Source organism: Acinetobacter sp. CY73 (assembly GCF_059515865.1).
Window position 1 is genome coordinate 19,907 of record NZ_JCAKMZ010000015.1, and the last position, 19,145, is coordinate 39,051.

17 protein-coding genes and 2 pseudogenes are annotated in these 19,145 nt (G+C 41.0%); 11 read left to right on the forward strand and 8 right to left on the reverse strand.

The window, feature by feature from the left end:
• Positions 1 to 12 precede the first annotated feature (12 nt).
• From AC5YD2_RS08685 to AC5YD2_RS08710, 6 genes are all read left to right on the forward strand, one after another.
• Positions 13 to 1,413 (forward strand): ammonium transporter, encoded by a 1,401-nt coding sequence (locus AC5YD2_RS08685; RefSeq protein ID WP_496125952.1) that lies wholly within the window; start codon positions 13 to 15, stop codon positions 1,411 to 1,413.
• 170 nt (positions 1,414 to 1,583) lie between these two features.
• Positions 1,584 to 2,045 (forward strand): transcriptional regulator NrdR, encoded by a 462-nt coding sequence (nrdR, locus tag AC5YD2_RS08690; protein ID WP_496125953.1) that lies wholly within the window; start codon positions 1,584 to 1,586, stop codon positions 2,043 to 2,045.
• Positions 2,046 to 2,086: 41 nt separating this feature from the next.
• Entirely contained in the window at positions 2,087 to 3,193 is a 1,107-nt protein-coding gene (ribD, locus tag AC5YD2_RS08695) for a bifunctional diaminohydroxyphosphoribosylaminopyrimidine deaminase/5-amino-6-(5-phosphoribosylamino)uracil reductase RibD (protein WP_496125954.1), read from the forward strand.
• A 1-nt stretch (position 3,194) separates the two neighbouring features.
• The gene (locus AC5YD2_RS08700; RefSeq protein ID WP_496125955.1) at positions 3,195 to 4,487 is read left to right on the forward strand and encodes a DNA adenine methylase; all 1,293 of its coding nucleotides are present in this window, start codon (positions 3,195 to 3,197) and stop codon (positions 4,485 to 4,487) included.
• Positions 4,488 to 4,516: 29 nt separating this feature from the next.
• Positions 4,517 to 5,176 carry a riboflavin synthase gene (locus AC5YD2_RS08705; RefSeq protein ID WP_496125956.1) on the forward strand — a complete coding sequence of 220 codons (660 nt, stop codon included), beginning with the start codon at positions 4,517 to 4,519 and terminating at the stop codon, positions 5,174 to 5,176.
• Positions 5,177 to 5,289: 113 nt separating this feature from the next.
• Positions 5,290 to 5,835 (forward strand): VTT domain-containing protein, encoded by a 546-nt coding sequence (locus AC5YD2_RS08710; protein ID WP_496125957.1) that lies wholly within the window; start codon positions 5,290 to 5,292, stop codon positions 5,833 to 5,835.
• 93 nt (positions 5,836 to 5,928) lie between these two features.
• Here AC5YD2_RS08710 and AC5YD2_RS08715 read toward each other — a convergent pair whose 3' ends face one another.
• The 4 genes from AC5YD2_RS08715 to AC5YD2_RS08730 form a co-directional block, all read right to left on the reverse strand.
• A complete protein-coding gene (locus AC5YD2_RS08715) occupies positions 5,929 to 6,147 on the reverse strand; it encodes a hypothetical protein (RefSeq protein ID WP_496125958.1) in 219 nt (72 codons plus the stop codon).
• A gap of 138 nt (positions 6,148 to 6,285) precedes the next feature.
• Entirely contained in the window at positions 6,286 to 6,906 is a 621-nt protein-coding gene (blhA, locus tag AC5YD2_RS08720) for a cell division protein BlhA (protein ID WP_496125959.1), read from the reverse strand.
• A 38-nt stretch (positions 6,907 to 6,944) separates the two neighbouring features.
• Complete coding sequence (locus tag AC5YD2_RS08725; RefSeq protein WP_496125960.1) at positions 6,945 to 7,352, reverse strand: DNA polymerase III subunit chi; 408 nt, start codon at positions 7,350 to 7,352, stop codon at positions 6,945 to 6,947.
• Complete coding sequence (locus AC5YD2_RS08730; protein WP_496125961.1) at positions 7,345 to 8,784, reverse strand: leucyl aminopeptidase; 1,440 nt, start codon at positions 8,782 to 8,784, stop codon at positions 7,345 to 7,347. Before AC5YD2_RS08730 ends, AC5YD2_RS08725 begins: the two co-directional genes overlap by 8 nt.
• Before the next feature lie 142 nt (positions 8,785 to 8,926).
• On the opposite strand from AC5YD2_RS08730, the gene lptF reads away from it, so the two are divergent.
• From lptF to AC5YD2_RS08750, 4 genes are all read left to right on the forward strand, one after another.
• Positions 8,927 to 10,027, forward strand: coding sequence for an LPS export ABC transporter permease LptF (lptF, locus tag AC5YD2_RS08735; RefSeq protein WP_496125962.1), 1,101 nt, complete (start codon positions 8,927 to 8,929; stop codon positions 10,025 to 10,027).
• Positions 10,027 to 11,097 carry an LPS export ABC transporter permease LptG gene (gene lptG, locus AC5YD2_RS08740; protein ID WP_496125963.1) on the forward strand — a complete coding sequence of 357 codons (1,071 nt, stop codon included), beginning with the start codon at positions 10,027 to 10,029 and terminating at the stop codon, positions 11,095 to 11,097. The genes lptF and lptG overlap by 1 nt, the downstream gene beginning before the upstream one ends.
• A gap of 183 nt (positions 11,098 to 11,280) precedes the next feature.
• Positions 11,281 to 12,828 (forward strand): 2,3-bisphosphoglycerate-independent phosphoglycerate mutase, encoded by a 1,548-nt coding sequence (gpmI, locus tag AC5YD2_RS08745; RefSeq protein ID WP_496125964.1) that lies wholly within the window; start codon positions 11,281 to 11,283, stop codon positions 12,826 to 12,828.
• Positions 12,829 to 12,863: 35 nt separating this feature from the next.
• A complete protein-coding gene (locus tag AC5YD2_RS08750) occupies positions 12,864 to 14,042 on the forward strand; it encodes a S41 family peptidase (protein WP_496125965.1) in 1,179 nt (392 codons plus the stop codon).
• 69 nt (positions 14,043 to 14,111) lie between these two features.
• Here the strand turns inward: AC5YD2_RS08750 and AC5YD2_RS08755 are convergent.
• The 4 genes and pseudogenes from AC5YD2_RS08755 to gacA all read right to left on the reverse strand — a co-directional run.
• A pseudogene (locus tag AC5YD2_RS08755) lies at positions 14,112 to 14,282 on the reverse strand (helix-turn-helix domain-containing protein); the annotation flags it as partial.
• A gap of 92 nt (positions 14,283 to 14,374) precedes the next feature.
• Positions 14,375 to 15,536, reverse strand: a pseudogene (locus AC5YD2_RS08760) (sigma-54-dependent transcriptional regulator); the annotation flags it as partial.
• A gap of 21 nt (positions 15,537 to 15,557) precedes the next feature.
• On the reverse strand, positions 15,558 to 17,129 hold the full coding sequence (locus tag AC5YD2_RS08765; RefSeq protein WP_496125966.1) for a sensor histidine kinase: 1,572 nt from the start codon (positions 17,127 to 17,129) through the stop codon (positions 15,558 to 15,560).
• 52 nt (positions 17,130 to 17,181) lie between these two features.
• Positions 17,182 to 17,817, reverse strand: a complete 636-nt coding sequence (gacA, locus tag AC5YD2_RS08770) for a response regulator transcription factor GacA (protein WP_496125967.1) — start codon at positions 17,815 to 17,817, stop codon at positions 17,182 to 17,184.
• 221 nt (positions 17,818 to 18,038) lie between these two features.
• On the opposite strand from gacA, the gene AC5YD2_RS08775 reads away from it, so the two are divergent.
• Positions 18,039 to 19,094: a serine hydrolase family protein gene (locus AC5YD2_RS08775; protein ID WP_496125968.1), complete on the forward strand. Its 1,056-nt coding sequence runs from the start codon at positions 18,039 to 18,041 to the stop codon at positions 19,092 to 19,094.
• Positions 19,095 to 19,145: the final 51 nt, after the last annotated feature.

The window sequence follows — 19,145 nt, forward strand, 5'->3', positions numbered from 1 at the left end:
TGGGGGATACGAATGAAAAAGATGCTATTTGCGCTGAGTTTATCTGGCGCACTTTTAGGTGGTTCTGCTGCATGGGCAGAGACTGTTGTGTCAGAACCCGCAGTGACAGAAGGTGTTGCAGTTGTTGCAACTGAAGCATCTTCAGCTGTTGCCCCTAATACTGTTGCAGAATTACCAACAGCGGTTGAGGCTCCAGTTGTAAAAGAACAACCAAAATTAGATACAGGTGATACAGCATGGATTTTAGTGTCCACAGCACTTGTACTCTTAATGACGATTCCAGGTCTGGCGTTGTTCTACGGCGGTATGGTTCGTAAGAAAAACGTATTGAGCACAATGGCGCATAGCTTTGTTGCAGCAGCAATCGTAAGTATCACTTGGGTTGCAGTCGGTTATAGCCTTGCCTTTGGTGAAGGAAATGCCTTTATCGGTAGTTTAGACAAAGTCATGCTGTCTGGCATCACGACAGAAGCACTCACTGGCACGATTCCTGAAATTCTCTTTGTTATTTTCCAAATGACCTTTGCCATTATTACTGTAGCCATCCTTACAGGTTCGATCGCAGAGCGTATGAAATTTGGAGCTTTCGTAGCCTTTATTACCATTTGGTCAATCGTGGTCTATGCGCCGATTACTCACTGGGTATGGGGTGGTGGTTGGTTAGGTAACGACGGCGCGCTAGATTTTGCCGGTGGTACGGTTGTCCATATTAACTCTGGTGTTGCTGGTCTAGTGGCTGCATATATGCTGGGTAAGCGTATGGGCTTAGGTCGTGAATCAATGGCACCGCATAACCTTGTATTGACTCTGATCGGTGCAAGTTTAATTTGGGTTGGGTGGTTTGGTTTCAATGGTGGTTCTGCTTTGGGCGCGAATGGTTCAGCAGGTTATGCATTGGTTGTGACTCAAGTTGCCGCAGCGGCAGCAACAATCGCTTGGTTAATCACTGAAAAAGTAGTTCGTGGTAAAGCTTCTGTACTTGGTGGTGCGTCGGGTGCTGTGGCGGGTCTGGTTGTGATTACACCTGCTGCTGGTTTTGTGACTGTTGGTGGTGCGTTGGCAATGGGTCTGATCGGTGGTGTCGTATGTTTCTGGGGTATTACTGCGCTTAAACGTGCACTGAAAGCAGATGATTCGTTGGATGCTTTTGGTCTACATGGTGTCGGTGGTATCGTTGGTGCAATTTTGACCGCATTCTTTGCCAGCGAATTCATCATGGGAGATAAAGCACCGACGAATGTCATGAGTCAATTATGGGTACAAGTTGAAGGTGTACTGGCAACGATCGCCTACTCAGCAGTATTAACATTTATTATTCTTAAATTGATTGATCTTGTGATCGGTATTCGTGTTGAAAATGATGACGAACGTATGGGGCTGGATTTGAGTCAACATGGTGAACGCATCGAATAATTGACTATGATAGATTTAATGAAATAATAGATTCGCTAAAAAGAAATATCAATATATTGTATGAAACAGCCCCGATGGGCTGTTTTTTTTCTATATATTGAGGAAAGCTCAACAATCGAATATTTTTTTGCTACACTAAGCTCAAATACAAATTGTTCAATTAAAACGCTATGCATTGTCCATTTTGCAACGCGGCAGACAGTAAAGTCATAGACTCTCGTTTAGCTGCTGAAGGCTGTCAAATTCGTCGTCGCCGAGAATGTATTTCTTGTAATGAACGTTTTACGACTTTTGAAAGTTTTGAAGTCGTGATGCCGCGTGTCACCAAATCTGATGGTAAAAATGAACCTTATGATGAGGCAAAACTTCGCCGTTCATTGATGCATGCATTACAAAAGCGTCCTGTAACACAAGAGCAGATTGAAACTGTGCTCAGTGATATTCAACTGCAAATTCGCCGTTTGGGTGAGCGTGATGTTCGATCACGTACCATTGGTGAAATTGTAATGAAAGCATTGTTTGCACTGGATCATGTCGCTTATGTACGTTTTGCATCGGTTTATCAAGATTTCCAAGATGTAGAAGCATTTCGTCGTCAAATTGAACAAATGCAAAATCGAGATTCTGATTAACATTCTGCGCCATTGTTCTTCATTTCAGATTTAGGAAAATTATGTCTGTGTTTCCCCATCAACCGAATCAACTTGATCCAGATCAAAAAGATCAAGCATGGATGCGTGCTGCGATTGCTTTGGCTCGAAAAGGGCAATATACAACGCGCCCCAATCCAAATGTCGGTTGTGTGATTGTCAAAGATGGACAGATGGTTGGTCAGGGTTTTCATCCTCAAGCAGGTCAACCCCATGCGGAAGTTTTTGCACTTCAAGAAGCCAGTGAGGCAGCACGTGGAGCGACGGCATATGTCACTCTAGAGCCCTGCGCACACTATGGTCGAACGCCTCCATGTGCTAAAGGTTTGGTTGAAGCAGGTGTGAAGAAAGTTGTTGTTGCATGTATGGATCCAAACCCATTGGTGGCAGGTAAGGGTATTGATATTTTGCGTCAAGCAGGTATCGAAGTCGAAGTAGGGATATGTGAAGATCAAGCCAAACAATTGAACAAAGGCTTTCTAAAGGCAATGTCCACAGGTATGCCTTATGTCCGATTAAAAGTTGCATCCAGTCTTGATGGGCGGACTGCGATGGCTTCAGGTGAATCAAAATGGATTACGGGAAGCAAAGCACGTTTGGATGTCCAACATTGGCGTGCCGTCTCAGGCGCAGTAATCACGGGTATTGAAACTGTTTTAGCGGATGATCCCCAACTCAATGTACGTCAACTGCCTGATGCGAATGTCGAACAGATTGTACAGCCGAAGCGTGTTATTTTAGACCGTCAAGGCCGTTTACCTTTAGATGCAAAGTTATTGGATCATCCAGAAACAGTCATGGTGATGGGACCTTTTCGTCCAGAACTGGCTCAGCTTGGTGTGATTCAGCTTGAAGTTCAGTCGCTCACTGATTTGTTAAAAGCATTAAAAGATTTTCAAATTTATGATGTATTGATTGAGGCAGGTGCAACCCTTTCGACTGCTTTTTTGCAGGAAAATTTGGTTGATGAAATGATCAGCTATATTGCACCAACTTTTCTTGGTCAATCTGCTCGTGCCATGTTCAATGCTGAATTTATCAGTATGGCAGAACAACTTCGTTTTGAACTGAATGAGCTTACCCAAGTGGGTGGCGATATCCGTTTAAAACTCACCCCTTCTAAGAGTTAGTATGAATTCAGAGTCAACGGTTTACCATAAACGTCGTCATGCAGCACGAACTACAGATGAATACTTATTTAATCAACTTGTGCCTTATTTAGGCAACAAGCGTCGTTTATTGCATCTTATTTTAGAAGCGTTAGAAAGCACAGGAACGCTGAACAATAAAAATGCTCGTGCGCCTATTTTTGCAGATTTTTTTGCAGGTAGTGGCGTGGTATCACGTTTGGCTCGTCAGAATGGCTATCGTGTGATTGCCAATGACTGGGAACCATATAGTCATGCATTGAATAATGCGATCTTATCTTGCACAGATGCCCCTCCATTTAAAGAGTTAGGTGGTTATCAAAAGGCCTTAGATTATTTAAACCGCTTACCTGAAGTCAAAGGTTGGGTCACGCATAACCTTTGCCCCCGCAATGACGAAATTTATGATCCAAGTCGAGATCGTTTGTTCTTTAAACGCCGTAATGGAATGAAAATTGACGCGATTCGTCAGCAAATTGCAACGTGGCAGGCTCAAGGTGCAATCGATGATGTTGAAATGAGTGCTTTATTGTCACCACTTCTCTATTCAGCGAGCTTTGTCAGTAACACCTCTGGTGTATTTAAAAGCTTTCACCATGGTTGGGGTGGCAAGACGCAAACCGCATTGGAACGGATTGAGTCATTATTGTGGTTAACGCCGAATCGTTTTTGTGAAATAGGCGACCCTAAGGTGCCTATGGCTGAAATGTGGTGTGTTGATGCGCAACATTTGGCGAATCAGATGAGCGGTTTTGAAGTCGATGTGGCTTATCTAGATCCACCGTATAATCAGCATGCATACAGCAGTAACTATCATGTACTCAATGCATTGACCTTATGGGATCAAGTCGATTTACCGACACCAGACACCAAAGGTTATAAAAGTGGAATTGATCGTGCTTGGCGTAAAGAACGCCCAAGTCCTTATAACTCTTCAAAATATGCTAAAGAAGCCTATGAAAAGTTATTGTCGACCATCAATGCACGTTACATTCTGACCAGTTATTCAACCGATGGTAATATTGAAGCGGGTGATTTACTTAAAGCCAATTTAGAGCGTGGTCGTGTCACTTTATTGACGCAAGATGTCCCACGCTATCGTGTCAGTAAACAACGTCAATCTGAACGTGCACGCGTGCTTGAGTTTATTGTAATTACCGACACACATGCCAAATCGGGGCCTCCAATTCGTCAGTTATTGGGTCAGTTGCATCACTATGCTGAGTTAGGTGGTGTCGATGCAACAGGCGTCGCGACACAGCTCGATTTGTGGTAAAAAATGAAAGAATACTTAGAGATACAGATATGTTCACAGGCATTATTGAAAGTTTAGGTCAAGTTGAAAGTCTTCAAAGTGTAGGTGGCGATATTCGTTTACGTATTCAAAGTAACTTGGATATGTCAGACGTACATTTAGGTGACTCGATTGCAACCAATGGCATTTGCTTAACTGTGATTGACTGGGGTGGCAATTGGTATGCTGCGGATGTTTCTCGTGAAAGCTTAAACCGCTCAACTGTGGGGCAATGGAAAGTGGGTCAATCGGTCAATGTTGAAAAAGCCATGCTACCGACCACACGTTTTGGCGGGCATATCGTCAGTGGTCATGTCGATGCTGTGGGTGAAATTACCGTGGTTCGTCAGGATGCACGTTCTTTGTATTTTGAAGTGACTGCACCGGTTGAGATCGCAAAGTATTTGGCTGAAAAAGGTTCTGTAACTGTGGATGGGATCAGCTTGACCATTAATCACTTGCGTGGAAATATTTTAAGTCTAAATTTGATTCCGCACACAGCTGAAAGAACCAATATTGGGACATGGAAAACTGGCACGAAGGTCAACTTAGAAGTGGATGTTTTAGCACGTTATATTGAACGTTTACTCTTGGGTGATCGGGCTGCTGAACAGAAACATGAATCCAAACTGAGTATGGAATTTTTAGCAGCCAATGGTTTTTTGCGCTAAAAACAGACTAAAATAGAACACAGCCTAATTTATTAGGCTGTTTTATTTTGTGAACATTCAACTTTATATCTTAGAAATGATGTGGAGAAACAACATGCAACGAGTACGTGTGAATGATTGATTTTTTACTACATCTTGAACAATTACTGCCGATGCTATTAGAGCAGTATGGTGTTTGGATTTATGCCATTTTATTTTTGGTGATTTTTGCTGAAACGGGTTCAGTTTTTATGTTTTTCTTGCCCGGTGATAGTTTGCTGATCGCGATCGGTGCGCTATGTTCTACAACTGAACTCATCCATTTAAATTATATGGGCTTAACCTTATTTATTGCCAGTGTATTGGGCTATGCCGTCAATTACTACACAGGTCGTTGGCTGGGACTCAAATATTTTAATAAACACACGCGTTATCTCAAGCCAGAATATATTGAAAAGACCAATTACTATTTTATCAAACATGGGGGTAAGACCATTTTGGTCGCACGGTTTATTCCTTTTGTCCGTTCTTTTGCACCTTTTGCTGCGGGTGCCACGCATATGAATTTCGCGAGTTTTACGCTTTATAACGTATTGGGCGGATTTGTTTGGATCGGTGTATTGTTGGCAATTGGCTATGGTGTTGGAGAAACGTTGTCGACAGTTATTTCAATTTTATAATCACGATCAATGACACCATGATAATCCAAAGTATTGAAATAAGATTGATTGAAAAAAATAAGCCCACTTTTGTGGGCTTATCGGTATCTGTATTTAGTGTTTTATAACGGTAAGAGATATGGGTGCAAGATGGGAGGTCATTTCTGAATGTTTAGAAATTGAAAAATGTCCTTTTTCAGCTTCGCGAGTAAGATAGGCTGAAATAGACTGGAAATCATTACGGCTCAAAAAAAGTTCTTGAGCAGTAATATTTCTTTTCTCTCCAACCGATAATTTTTCAATTTCGTTTGTGAGTTGATTCAAAATATCCATTTGAATTTCCTAATTTAAAGTAAAATAAGTCGATTTATAAATGGGTAAAATTCCGATGACATCGGAATATGAATATCTTGTTTCAATAATATTTCAGTTTAATGACAAAGTTTAATTAGAATGAAAAATGCACCATTTTTATGCATTTTTTTTATCTTCTGCGTGTTTCAATATATATTCAATTTCTTCTTGAGCCGCGATTTTAAGTTTTTCACGGAATATTTTTACTGCTTCTTCAATTTGGGTTTCTGCTTCAAGTTCTAATCTTAATCGAACGCTCTCCAGTTCATTTTGGATTTGATCATCGCTGATGTGGAGACTGCCACGAGCAAAGTTGAAGACTTCATCCGGGTTTTTAGTGTAGCGTTGACTATATTGTTGTATTTCTTGATCAATGTCTTGGCGTAAGGCATGAAGGTCTTGCGTTTGTTGTTGAAAGCGGGTGAGTTCATCTTGAATCAACTGCTGATTAAAGGCATTTTGTTCAGCGCGTTTCTCAGCCAATGATTTTTCTAAAGCCAATTGTTTACGAATACGTGCAGCTTCAATTAAGCGCGCTTTTTCATCGGCATAGGCTTGTTCGATTTTAAGTTGTGCAACTTGTTGAGCTCTTTGATCATTGTCCAGCCACGTTTGTATATTGGACTCAGGCGTGAGTAAATCACTGATACGACCTAAATCATCTAAAAAAGCCTCACGTACGGCTTCAGGCGCACCGAGCCAGCGTTTCTTAAAATCCTGACCGACATTAAGTGTCACCGTATTTCTCCTTGTTCAAAGGTATTATGCATATTCTGTTAGAGCTTATGGGTTTGTGGAGAGAGACCGAGTCGACGATAAGCTTTATATTTTTCTCGGCCGACTTGCTTAGCCGCTTCGTCATTCTCAACAATTTCAATAATGTGACTAAATTGCATCGCTTGTTCAAGTGGCTGATTGTTAAAATTAAAAACAATCCAGTCTGATTGATCGGGTAATCCCGCAGAAATACAGATAGGTGAATCAACTTGATCAATTCCATGCCCCAAAAAAGATTGTGGATCAAAGCTCCACAACCGTTCATCTAACTGCTGTTGAACCTCTTGATCTGGGCAGTGAATCCAAATTTTGGCCGCTTGTCGTGAGATTTTACGACATAAACGACAAGTGCTTTCCACTTGTCGTTCAGGGCTTTTTTCAAAAAGATAAAAGCTAATTTTAGCCATTCTGCTTCGCACGATTTGCAAGGAATTGAACTAAAAGTGGAACAGGACGACCTGTAGCCCCTTTGGCAGCACCCGAATTCCAAGCTGTGCCAGCAACATCTAAATGTGCCCAGCGATAGTCACGAGTAAAGCGTTGTAAGAAACAAGCAGCAGTGACTGCACCTGCTTTCGGCCCACCAATATTCCCAATATCTGCAAATGGTGAATCCAATTGCTCTTGGTAATCATCAATCACGGGCATACGCCATACACGGTCAAAGGATTGTTGACCTGCTGTTTCAATCTCTTGAGCCAACTCATCATCAGGTGAGAATAGACCCGAGAGTACAGAACCGAGTGCAACAACACAGGCCCCTGTTAAGGTTGCGATATCAATCACCAATGCAGGATTAAAGCATTTGATATAGGTGAGCGTGTCACATAACACCAAGCGACCTTCAGCATCTGTATTTAGAATTTCAACGGTTTGACCACTCATGGTCGTAACGATGTCACCTGGACGTGTTGCATGACCAGAAGGCATGTTTTCAGCAGCAGCGATTGCACCGACTACATGAATTGGAAGTTTAGATTCGCAAAGTGCACGCATTGTCCCTAGAACAGATGCAGCACCACACATATCGTATTTCATCTCATCCATGCCTAAGCCTGGTTTTAAAGAAATACCACCAGTATCAAAGGTCACACCTTTACCCACGAGAACCACTGGAGCATCTTCTGTTTTTGCAAGATATTCAATGGTAATCACACGACCTGGGCGTTCAGAACCTTTACTCACTGCGAGGAAAGCGTTCATGCCTAAATCAGCCAATTGCTGTTCATCGAGCACAGTCACTTTTACAAGCGCTGGGAATTCTTGAGCAAGTTGCAGCGCTTGTTCAGCCAAATACTCTGGGAAACAGATATTTGGAGGGCAGTTGCCTAAATCACGCGCTGTAGATTGACCTTGTTCAACGGCAGCAATTAATGCAATTTGCGCATCATCCAAGGTCGATTCAGTCGCGATCAAATCAATCTGTTCTAAAATTGTTTCAGCTTTTTTAGATTTATATTGATCGTAGCGGTAATCTGCTTGCGTTAAAGCCAAGGCAAATAAGTAATGATGCTCTACAGGCAATGCAGAGATATCGATACTGATGTGTTTGAATTTTTTTTGTGTCGCTTTGATAATATTTTGTGCGATTTTCGCAAGTTTAGCAGGCTTCAGCTCAGCTGCTTTATCTAAACCGAGTAAAGCACTGTTGGCTTGCTGTTGGATATTTCCAATCAAAGCTAAGCTTTCATTGAGTGTTGCTTTAAACTGTGTCGCTTGAATCGCTTGGTCTAAGCCGTTGATTGTATATTGAGTTTGAATATTTTCAGCATCAACTAAAATCAACAAATGTTGGCTAGACGAATTCTCGGGAAATGACGTATTAATAGTAAGTTTCATATGCTTATGTGTGCCTAATGAGACGTTTTAAATCATTAAACCATTGAACCACTACCAATGATAGAATTTCAATGAGGTTTTATATTTTTAACATTCGGGTAAACTAGCGCTAGCCGAATTCACCCCATTTTGGAAGATTACTTTGATTATCAGACGTTATCTCGTCAAACAAGTTTTGTCGACCTCTTTAGTCGTCGTATCTTTACTGACACTCATTATGATGGGTGGGCGTTTGATCAAGTACTTCGGTGTGGCAGCACAAGGGCGTCTAGATGCCAGTATTTTGTTTAGTATCATTGGTTATCGTTTACCTGAATTCTTAACGCTTATTTTACCTTTAGGTTTTTTTATTGGCTTAATGTTGGTTTTTGGTCGACTTTATGTCGATCATGAAATGGCGGTACTCAATGGAAGTGGGGTGAGTCGAAACCAGTTAGCACGTTTATTAATGCCATTAACCGTGTGTTTTTTGGTGGTGCAAACGATTTTGATGGTGTGGATGTCACCTTGGGGGATTCGTCAATTTGAACAGCTAACCACCAGTCAGGCGGTGCGTTCAGGCTTTGACTTGGTACGACCTAAAGAATTTATCTCATCGGGGCCTTATACAATCTATGCAGGTTCCTTGTCAGACGATCGTAAGAATTTAACAGAAGTCTTCTTCTATCAACGTGCCGAAAAAGCGGGTAAGCCCGATGTCATGATTTTGGCGAAAGAAGCGACACGTGTAGAAATGGCAGATGACTCAGCGAGTGTAGTTGATCTGACACTTGGTCGTCGTTATGAGATTTATCCAAACAGTCCGCAGTACAGCCAAACCGAATTTGAGTCCTATCGTTTACGGCTAGAAAGTGATAAAGAAGCAAAATTTGAAAGTGCTGAAGTTGAAGCCTTACCGATCGGTCAATTGTTTGAAGCACGCCAAGATCCAGTGGTTACGAGTGAATTGGGTTGGCGATTGTTTGTCCCTTTCACGATGATCGTGGCATTGATGTTAGCCACCGCCTTGTCTGAGGTGAGTCCTCGCCAAGGGCGTTACTTAAAATTATTCCCTGCCTTACTGATTTTTGCCAGTTTGATTGTGGCATTGATGGCGATTAAAACGCGTGTATCTAAAGATGAAATGGGGATGTGGGCATATCCTGCTGTGTTATTGATTTATGCAGTGGCTGCCGCTATTTTCTCCAGAAAACAAAAATTAGCGCCTAAATTGAAAAAGCGTATTGAGCAGGTGAGATCTTAATGTTAGCACGTAGAATTGTCGCCAAACATGTGACTAAGACGACTGCACTTGCGATGTTAGGTGCAACCGCTATTTTGTCTGCTTTACAGGTACTTTTTACCTATATGGGTGAATTGGGAAGCTTGAAAGAAGGCTATGGCGCTTGGCAAGCACTGATTTATGTCCTTTGGGGTGCACCTCAGTATTTATATGAAATTTTACCGATTTCAGCCTTAATTGGGGCGGTCTTGGGCCTAGGGACGCTAGCATCGAACAGTGAACTCATTGTCATGCGTGCATCGGGGATCAGCCTCTGGCGTATCGTGGGTTGGGTCATGCGCTCAGCGATGCTTTTGGTCGTGCTTTCATTTGCCTTAAGTGAATATGTGATTCCTTATACCAGCGAAAAAGCTGAAAGTGTCAAAAGTCACCGTTCTGCAGCTGAATTGGGTGAGGTGAAAGGCTATTGGACGCGCGAAGGTCAGCGCTATATTTATATTGATTATGCAAATTCTCAAGGGAAATTGAACAATGTAGATATGTATGACTTTGACAATGAATATCGTTTAAATTCAGTGTTAAAAGCAGAAAGTGGTCAGTTTATTCAAAACGGTCAGTGGAGCTTAACAAATGCTCAACAAGTGGATATTCTGAAAACAGGTGATTCACAAATGCTTCAAACCAAGAAGCAAGATTTGGCTTTGGCCTTGCAACCGAAATACGTGCATATGGTGACCATTGATCCAGAAGATTTAGCACCGAGCCAACTGATTAGCTTCATGGGTTATATGCATGAATACAGCCAAGTACCGAAGACCTATTTATTGGCATTTTGGCAAAAAGTCAGTGCTCCATTTGCCTTGTTGGCTTTGGTTTTGATCGCTTGTTCGTTTATCTTTGGACCCTTACGCCAACAGTCAATGGGTTTTCGCTTAGTGATTGCGCTCTTTGTTGGTCTAGGTTTTTATTACTTACAAGATTTCTTGGGTTATGCAAGTTTAGTGTATTCACCCTCACCTGCATGGTTTGTATTTTTACCTATTATTTTAATGTTCGGAGTGGGGAGCTACCTGCTTTATCGCGCGCGTTAAGCTTTCTTTTATTACTTTATTATTGCTTTATATGATCATTGTGTTGATCAGTTTTAAGTAAAAGATTTTTTAAATTGAAAATGAGATGGTGGAGATGAGTCGAAGCCATCGTGTTCAGATAGAGTCTTACCTTGAAAAAAGGTAAGATAGATTGATTAATTTGTAAACAAAAGAGTGTACATCATGACGGATGCAACTGCTGGCAAAATCCCACACGTATTGGTAATTATGGACGGTGTGGGGCATCGTGAAGCGGTAGAGGATAATGCATTTTTAGCAGCAAAAACGCCGAATTTAACTGCTATGAAAAACAATCATCCGCATGGTTTAATTTCAGGTTCAGGTGAAGATGTCGGACTTCCTGATGGTCAAATGGGTAACTCAGAAGTGGGCCATATGAACCTTGGTGCAGGGCGTGTGTTGTATCAAGACTTTACCCGTATTACCAAAGATATTCGTACTGGTGCATTCTTTGAACATGAAGTACTGATTGATGCTGTAGAAAAAGCCAAAGCGAATAATAAAGCCGTGCATATTCTCGGTTTATTGTCGGAAGGAGGGGTTCACTCTCACCAAGATCATATTGTCGCGATGGCTGAGTTGGCATTAAAACGTGGTGCTCAAGTTTATTTACATGCGTTCTTAGATGGTCGTGATACACCGCCAAGAAGTGCTCAACCTTCTTTAGAAAAATTAGATGCTTTATTCGCTCAATATCCAGGTCAAGGTCGTATCGCAACCATGATTGGTCGTTATTTTGCCATGGATCGCGACAATCGTTGGGATCGTGTCGAACAGGCTTATCGACTACTGACTGAAGGTGAGGCAGCGCGTACCGTTACCACTGCTATCGAAGGTCTAGAAGCCGCTTATGCAGCAGATGAGTCTGATGAGTTTGTCAAAGCAACGCGTATCGGTGAGATTGCGAAAGTTGAAGATGGCGATAGCATTGTATTTATGAATTTCCGTGCCGATCGTGCACGTGAAATCACCAAAGCATTTGTTGAAAAAGACTTTGCAGGATTTGAACGTCAAGTTGTGCCAAATTTAGCGAAATTTGTCATGTTAACGCGTTACCAAGCAACGATTGATGCACCAGTTGCCTATATGCCTGAGCCGTTGGTGAACTCCATTGGTGAATATCTGTCAAATTTAGGTAAGACTCAATTACGTATCGCTGAAACTGAAAAATATGCGCATGTGACCTTCTTCTTTAGTGGTGGTCGTGAAGATGAATATCCAGGTGAAAAACGTATTTTGATTCCATCTCCAAATGTAGCCACTTATGATTTAAAGCCTGAAATGAGTGCTTATGAAGTGACAGATGAGTTGGTTGCTGCGATCAATTCAGGTGAGTTTGATCTATTGGTGGTGAACTATGCCAATGGTGATATGGTCGGACATACAGGTGTATTTGATGCTGCAGTGAAAGCAGTTGAGGCGGTGGATATCAGTCTTGGTCGTGTCTATGATGCTGTTATGGCACAAAAAGGTCATATGCTGATCACAGCTGATCATGGTAATGTTGAACAAATGCAAGACTATGTCAGCGGTCAAGTACACACACAGCATACCACTGAGCATGTGCCTTTCATTTATGTTGGCCCAACGCCTGCGGAAATTGCAGAAGGTGGTGTGCTTGCCGATGTCGCACCAACGTTGTTGAGCTTAATGAATTTACCAATCCCAAGTGATATGAAAGGGCGTAATCTTGTGACATTAAAATCATAAGAGCATGTTTAAAATAAAATAAAAAGGACAAGAGAATGAATCGAAATTGGCACCAAAGCTTAGTCGCTATTGCGCTTTTGATGACGGTTCATTCTGTTGCTGTTGCGGATTCAAAAGGATTCGCAGCCTTGAAATCCAATGATGAATGGGTTGAAAATGTTGCTGAAGTTCCGATTGAGTCTATTCAGCAATTTGTGCAGATCTATGGCACGGTTAAAGATAATTATGTTAGTGAAAAATCTGACGATGCTTTATTTCTTCAAGCGATTAAAGGCTTAGTCGGTGGCTTAGATCGTTATTCACGTTATCTTAGTTCAGATGAATACCGTCAACTCTTACAATACACTGAAGGTGATCTTGCCACAGTCGATTTTGGTTTGGCTTATGATGCAATCCAATCTCAATGGCAGATCAAAAATTTGAAACCAGACGCTGACTCAGCCAAATTGGGTTTAAAGAATGGTTTGACTGTTTATAAAATTGATCAGCAGGAATTAAAACAGCTCAATGCAGGTCAGGTGGATGATGTTCTTAATGGTGCAATGGGTACAGCGATACAAATCCAGTTGTCCCCTTCAACACCGGTACTAAGTTTGATTCGTAACCAAAAATTGGATGTGGCTGATATTCAAGCCAGCATGCTTAGTAATCAAGTACTTGTCTTAAAAGTTAAAGTTTTTCAGCAAGACACAGCCAATGAAATTAAACGACTGATCGAAGAACATCAGAATAATCATCGTTTAAAAGCGGTGTTGATTGATCTGCGCAATAATCCGGGTGGTTTATTATCTTCTGCGGTTGAAACTGCAGATTTATTCTTAAATCAGGGGACGATTGTTTCGACAAAAAGTCGCTCTGAAGGTGATCAGCAGTTTCAAGCTTTACCTGGGAATGAATTCAGTCAGTTGAAACTGGGTGTACTCATTAATAATCGTTCTGCATCTGCTGCGGAAGTCTTTACTGCTGCGATGAAAGAGTTAGGTCGTGCAACGATTATTGGCGATAAAAGCTATGGTAAAGGTGTCGTCCAAAAACTATTTCCACTCGAAAATGGTGCTGCCTTACAAATGACAGTCTCACACTATTTGACGCCAAATGGTCATGCTATCGACGGACAAGGAATTGTGCCTAATATTCAATTTCCATGGCCGAATGAGATGAAGGAAGAAACTTATCTTCTACATTCGGCAGATCAACTCTTGAGAGCTAAATGATTTAAGCACTCATCAATTATTCTGAACATGATGTGTTCGATTTAAAAATTCTCTGCTCGCAATCAAAATCTATTCGTCAGTATCTAATCCGAACTTTTTTAGTCGGTAACGCAGTGATCGAAAGGTCATTCCCAATTTTTTAGCAGCAAGTGTTCTGTTCCAATGGGTCAAATTAAGCGCATTAATCAGCACTTCTTTCTCTACTTTTTCTAAATATTGTTCGAGTCCTTCTTCCGGTAGTCGATAGTCTAATTTATTCTCTTGAACAGATTGCACAGCAATTGGTGGTTGTACGTGAGCTGTTATTGGTAGTTCAGGGGCATAATTCTGCGTACGAAGCGCACTGGACTGTAAATGTTCAATCTCAATAGAATCATCATCACTTAGAGTAATCGCGCGTTCTATCACATTGCGTAACTCGCGCACATTGCCTGGAAAGTGTTGATTGGATAAAAACTTTATCGCTTTATCAGATAGTTTTTTGAGTGGAATTCCCCAGTCGGTGCAAATGATTTGAATAAAATAATTTGCCAAGACCGAAATGTCCTCGGGTCTTTCACGTAAAGGAGCAATTCGTACATCCATAACATGAATACGGAAGAATAAATCTTGTCTGAATTTACCTTGTTGAACCCATTGTTCAAGGTTTTGGTGACTGGCACTAATGATTCGAAAATCTACTTCAATTTCCTTTTCGCTGCCTAAAGGTCGGATTTTCTTTTCTTGTACGGCACGCAGCAATTTGGCTTGCATGGCTAGAGACAATTCAGCGATTTCATCTAAAAATAAACTGCCTCCATCCGCACTTAAAATGAGTCCTTGTTTATCTTCAGTTGCACCTGAGAAACAACCTTTGGTATGTCCAAAAAGCTCACTTTCCATTAATTCTTCAGAGATTGCACCACAATTAATCGCAACAAATGGATGATCATGTCGGTTGCTCAACTGATGAATCAAATTGGCAACAATATCTTTTCCTGTACCTGATTCACCTGTAATAAAAACAGGGGCTTGCGAACGTGCAATTTTTTTAACAGATTCTCTAAGGGTTTTAATGCTTTCAGAACATCCAATCAGCATTTTTTGTTCTAGAGGCAGTTGATCAATATTCGGATCGACGTCCGGAACGTTCAATGCTTTTTTGACCAGTTGATGTAGATGTTGTTGATTAATGGGTTTACTGACAAAATCAAAAGCACCTGATTTTAATGCCGATATCGCAATATCCATATTGGCGTAGGCGGTTAATACAGCGATTGGCGTTTTCGGATAATGTTGGGTGACATATTTAACCAGATCAATCCCATTACCGTCAGGCAAATTAAGATCGGTAATACAAGCGTCGTATTTATATTCGCTTAGAAAGTGCTTCGCTTGAGCCAGATGATGTGCAATATGCGTTTTGACACCAATACGCGATAGCGTCATTTGCATCAACATACATAAATCAGGCTCATCATCGATCAATAAAACCAATGGTTGTTGTTTTGCCATATCCCCAAAAAACCCAAAAAGTTACAATTTTATCAATTGGCACTCAATTCTAAAGCAAGCACCTTGTTGTTGTCGCTCTACATAAGAAAGCTTGGCTTGGTTTGCTTCACATATACTTTGTGATAAGTACAATCCTAAACCAGTTCCATTGATTTCGGTACTAAAAAATGGTTGGAACAGTTGTGATAAATTTTCTTGAGCTATACCTTGACCAAAATCTACCACATCGATATGAATCATAGCATTATGTGTATAGACATGAACTAAAATTTGCTCAATATCTGAGGCATTGTGTCGAATTGCATTACGGATCAAATTAATCATCACTTGGCGTAATTGTGGTTCATCAAACTGAGTATGAAGATCAGGATCAACATCTAATTTAATTTGGTGTTGTATATCTGATAAATCTTGAATGATTAATTCATTCATGAAAGATGACAATCCAATTATCGAGCTATCAGTTTTTCGATTTTTAGCCATATCCAAGGTATCTGTGATGATTCGATCAATACGCTGTGCTTGTTTAGAAATCATCGTGTTCAATAATCGTCTTTGATCATCGTCGCTTTCAGCATTTAATTCATTGGCTTGAACTATGGCTGCCAATGGATTGCGAATTTCATGTGCGATACTTGCAGAGAGTTGACCCAAGGCAGCGAGTTTTAATTGTTGCACTTTTTGGTTCAATCTTTGAGTGTCCTCAAGCGTCAGTAAAGTCAGGGCTTGGTTAGGAACAATGAGATTTTGAATGCGAATATCGACAGTATAGGTCGATTGAATAGATTCAAATTGGAAGCGTTCACCATCGTGAATGGTTTTTTGTCGAAGAATGTCATAAAGATCAGGTTGAAAGGTCGCCAGATGAAATTGCTCATGCGCATAGAGAGGTGAAATACCTAACAGCGTACATGCAGCAGGATTACTGACGACAATTTTAAAACTTTCATCTAAAACCAAATAACCGACTTCGATTTGCTCCAAAATATAACGATTGATATTTTGAAGTTTAAACAGTTCATTGGATTGAAAAGTATTCAGTGATTCTAAAACGTGAAAGCGCTGAATCGCAAATTGACCAAGTGCATAAACCACAAAAAATAAAAAAGCTAAAAAAGCACTATTTCCGATATTATTTAAGCTGGTTTGCGTGAATAAGCTGCCAAAAAACTGTTGATAAACGACACAAATGACAGCCACCAGAGTCATAAATAAGGCTTGATGTTTATTCAGTAAAAAATTCGAGGTAAAGACGCAGATGACGAACAGCAAACCAATCGAAATGTTCGGTCCGCCCAAGGCAAAGGTGAGTACACTGAGAAACACCAAATCTACAATATAGAGTGCGAGAATTTGTTTACTTAAAGTATCTGGAAAATATTTGAGTAAGAGCAATTGACCCAGACTCAAAGCGCTGTAACTAATTAGGGCATAGAAATAAAGAGTCGGATATTCAAAATGATCGGATGAGTCTTCAATCGTGATCAGAAAAATCAGCGTCAGACTTAAAGCAATAATCAGTCGATAATTGGTGTATAGCGTGCCTATGCGATAAATCGTTTGATAAAGCGGAATGGATCCCGTAGGCATCATACAAATCGACCTGAGTGTATAAAATTACTGAGTTTATGAGCAATTCTTAAAATTAAGGTTTAATTAATCCGTAACGAATCGCGAGATGCGTAAGCTTGACATCGCTGTCGATATTGAGTTTTTCAAAGATACGGTAGCGGTAAGTGTTGACGGTTTTAACGCTGACAAAAAGTTTATCTGAAATTTCTTGAGCGCTGATACAGTTCACCACCATCATAGCCACTTGCATTTCACGTTCCGATAATGAGTCAAAAGGCGAGGTCTGTGTATCGGATAAATAAGAACTTGCCAACTGTTCTGCAATATCTGCACTAAAGTATTTACCACCTTGCATGACTTTATTAATGGCACGAACCATTTCAGTAATCGGTGCTCCCTTGGTGATATAACCTCGTGCGCCTGCTTTAAGCAATAGAGACGGGTAAGGTTCTTCTGACAAACCACTCACGGCTAGAACTTTGGTGTCCGGTGCTGTTTGTAAAAGACGACGCGTGGTTTCCACACCACCAATGCCAGGCATGTTGACGTCTAAGAGCACAACATTCGGATGTTGTTGTCTCACGATATTAATTGCTTCTTCGCCTGATTCTGCTTGACCAATGACTTGAATACCGTCTTGATCTTCTAGCATTCGGCAAATGCCTGTTCGAACCAATTCATGGTCATCTACCACTAAAACCGTGATCACTCATACCCCCTTTTATTTATTCTCATCACAATTATTTTGTTACACAATGCAAAAAATACTTGCATTGTCATAACAAAAATAGCAATCCTATTCCTAATCTTTACTAAAATAATGTGCATAATCACGTGGTTTAATATTAATCACGTTTGCGTGTAAATGTAAGTCATATTTGAGGTGAATCGCAATTATGCAGAGAACCTCTATGAAATGAGTAAGTTATCGTGAAAAAAATTGGAAAAACGTTAATGCATGTACTGAGTGCATCAGTACTACTCAGTTTGAGTTCATTGAGCTCTGCAGAACTTGTAAATCACTCGACGGGTCAAGCAGCCATTAGTTGGTCATCGGAAGATGCGAGCCAATTACTCAATAATGATCGTGCTTCAACCATTCAGAATGACGTTGACACACCACAGGCGACGACAACGGTAACCACCACCATTCGCCAATCGAATGGGGTGGTGAATCAGAACCCCAGTGCGCAGTCCGTTCGTATTTTAGATACCAATAGTTATAGTAGTCAGCCTTCTGTCAATGCACGCGCTGCGTTAGTGATGGATGCACAAACAGGCGAAGTGCTCTACAGTAAAAATACCAATACTGCTTTACCTATTGCTTCGGTAACCAAGCTGATGACGGCTGTGGTTATCGCTGATGCTAAGTTAAACATGTCTGAAAATATCACTTTGCAGCAAATTGATTTTGCTGGTGCGGGCGGTAAAAATTCAAGTTCAACCTTGCGTGCTGGCGATACGATGAATCGTGCTGAAGCTTTACTATTTGCACTGATGAAATCTGAGAACCCTGCTGCGGCAGCTTTGGCACGCACTTATCCAGGTGGACGTACAGCTTTTGTAAACGCGATGAATGCGAAAGCACGTGCGTTAGGCATGACCTCTAGTCGATTTACTGAATCTAGTGGTTTAGATCCACGCAATGTGGCTTCAGCACGTGATTTGGGCATTTTGGTGAGTACGGCATCTCAGTACGGCTTGATTCGTCAATTCTCAACCACCCCAAGTTATGATTTTAATTTAGGCTATCGTGTCCTTAAATCAAATAATACCAATGCATTGGTACGTAATGGTGGTTGGAATATTAATATCTCTAAAACAGGATTTATTAACGAAGCAGGTCGTTGTGTCGTGATGCATACGACTTTAAATAATTCGCGTCCTGCTGTAGTCGTATTATTGGGTGCGAGTAACAGCCAAGCGCGTACCAATGATGCAACACGTTTGATGAATTGGGCGAGCCAATTACCAAAACGCATCTAACGCATTTTATTTATCTCATCATGATGTGATAAATAAAAAGCCCTGCAATTG

What these genes read in the sequence shown, in the direction of transcription:
- AC5YD2_RS08725 (WP_496125960.1), bottom strand. Translation starts at nt 7,352, where the DNA reads ATGGCTAAAATTAGCTTTTATCTTTTTGAAAAAAGCCCTGAACGACAA.
- AC5YD2_RS08730 (WP_496125961.1), bottom strand. Translation starts at nt 8,784, where the DNA reads ATGAAACTTACTATTAATACGTCATTTCCCGAGAATTCGTCTAGCCAA.
- AC5YD2_RS08705 (WP_496125956.1), top strand. Translation starts at nt 4,517, where the DNA reads ATGTTCACAGGCATTATTGAAAGTTTAGGTCAAGTTGAAAGTCTTCAA.
- nrdR (WP_496125953.1), top strand. Translation starts at nt 1,584, where the DNA reads ATGCATTGTCCATTTTGCAACGCGGCAGACAGTAAAGTCATAGACTCT.
- AC5YD2_RS08685 (WP_496125952.1), top strand. Translation starts at nt 13, where the DNA reads ATGAAAAAGATGCTATTTGCGCTGAGTTTATCTGGCGCACTTTTAGGT.
- AC5YD2_RS08715 (WP_496125958.1), bottom strand. Translation starts at nt 6,147, where the DNA reads ATGGATATTTTGAATCAACTCACAAACGAAATTGAAAAATTATCGGTT.
- gpmI (WP_496125964.1), top strand. Translation starts at nt 11,281, where the DNA reads ATGACGGATGCAACTGCTGGCAAAATCCCACACGTATTGGTAATTATG.
- lptG (WP_496125963.1), top strand. Translation starts at nt 10,027, where the DNA reads ATGTTAGCACGTAGAATTGTCGCCAAACATGTGACTAAGACGACTGCA.
- AC5YD2_RS08765 (WP_496125966.1), bottom strand. Translation starts at nt 17,129, where the DNA reads ATGATGCCTACGGGATCCATTCCGCTTTATCAAACGATTTATCGCATA.
- AC5YD2_RS08710 (WP_496125957.1), top strand. Translation starts at nt 5,290, where the DNA reads ATGATTGATTTTTTACTACATCTTGAACAATTACTGCCGATGCTATTA.
- ribD (WP_496125954.1), top strand. Translation starts at nt 2,087, where the DNA reads ATGTCTGTGTTTCCCCATCAACCGAATCAACTTGATCCAGATCAAAAA.
- AC5YD2_RS08700 (WP_496125955.1), top strand. Translation starts at nt 3,195, where the DNA reads ATGAATTCAGAGTCAACGGTTTACCATAAACGTCGTCATGCAGCACGA.
- AC5YD2_RS08750 (WP_496125965.1), top strand. Translation starts at nt 12,864, where the DNA reads ATGAATCGAAATTGGCACCAAAGCTTAGTCGCTATTGCGCTTTTGATG.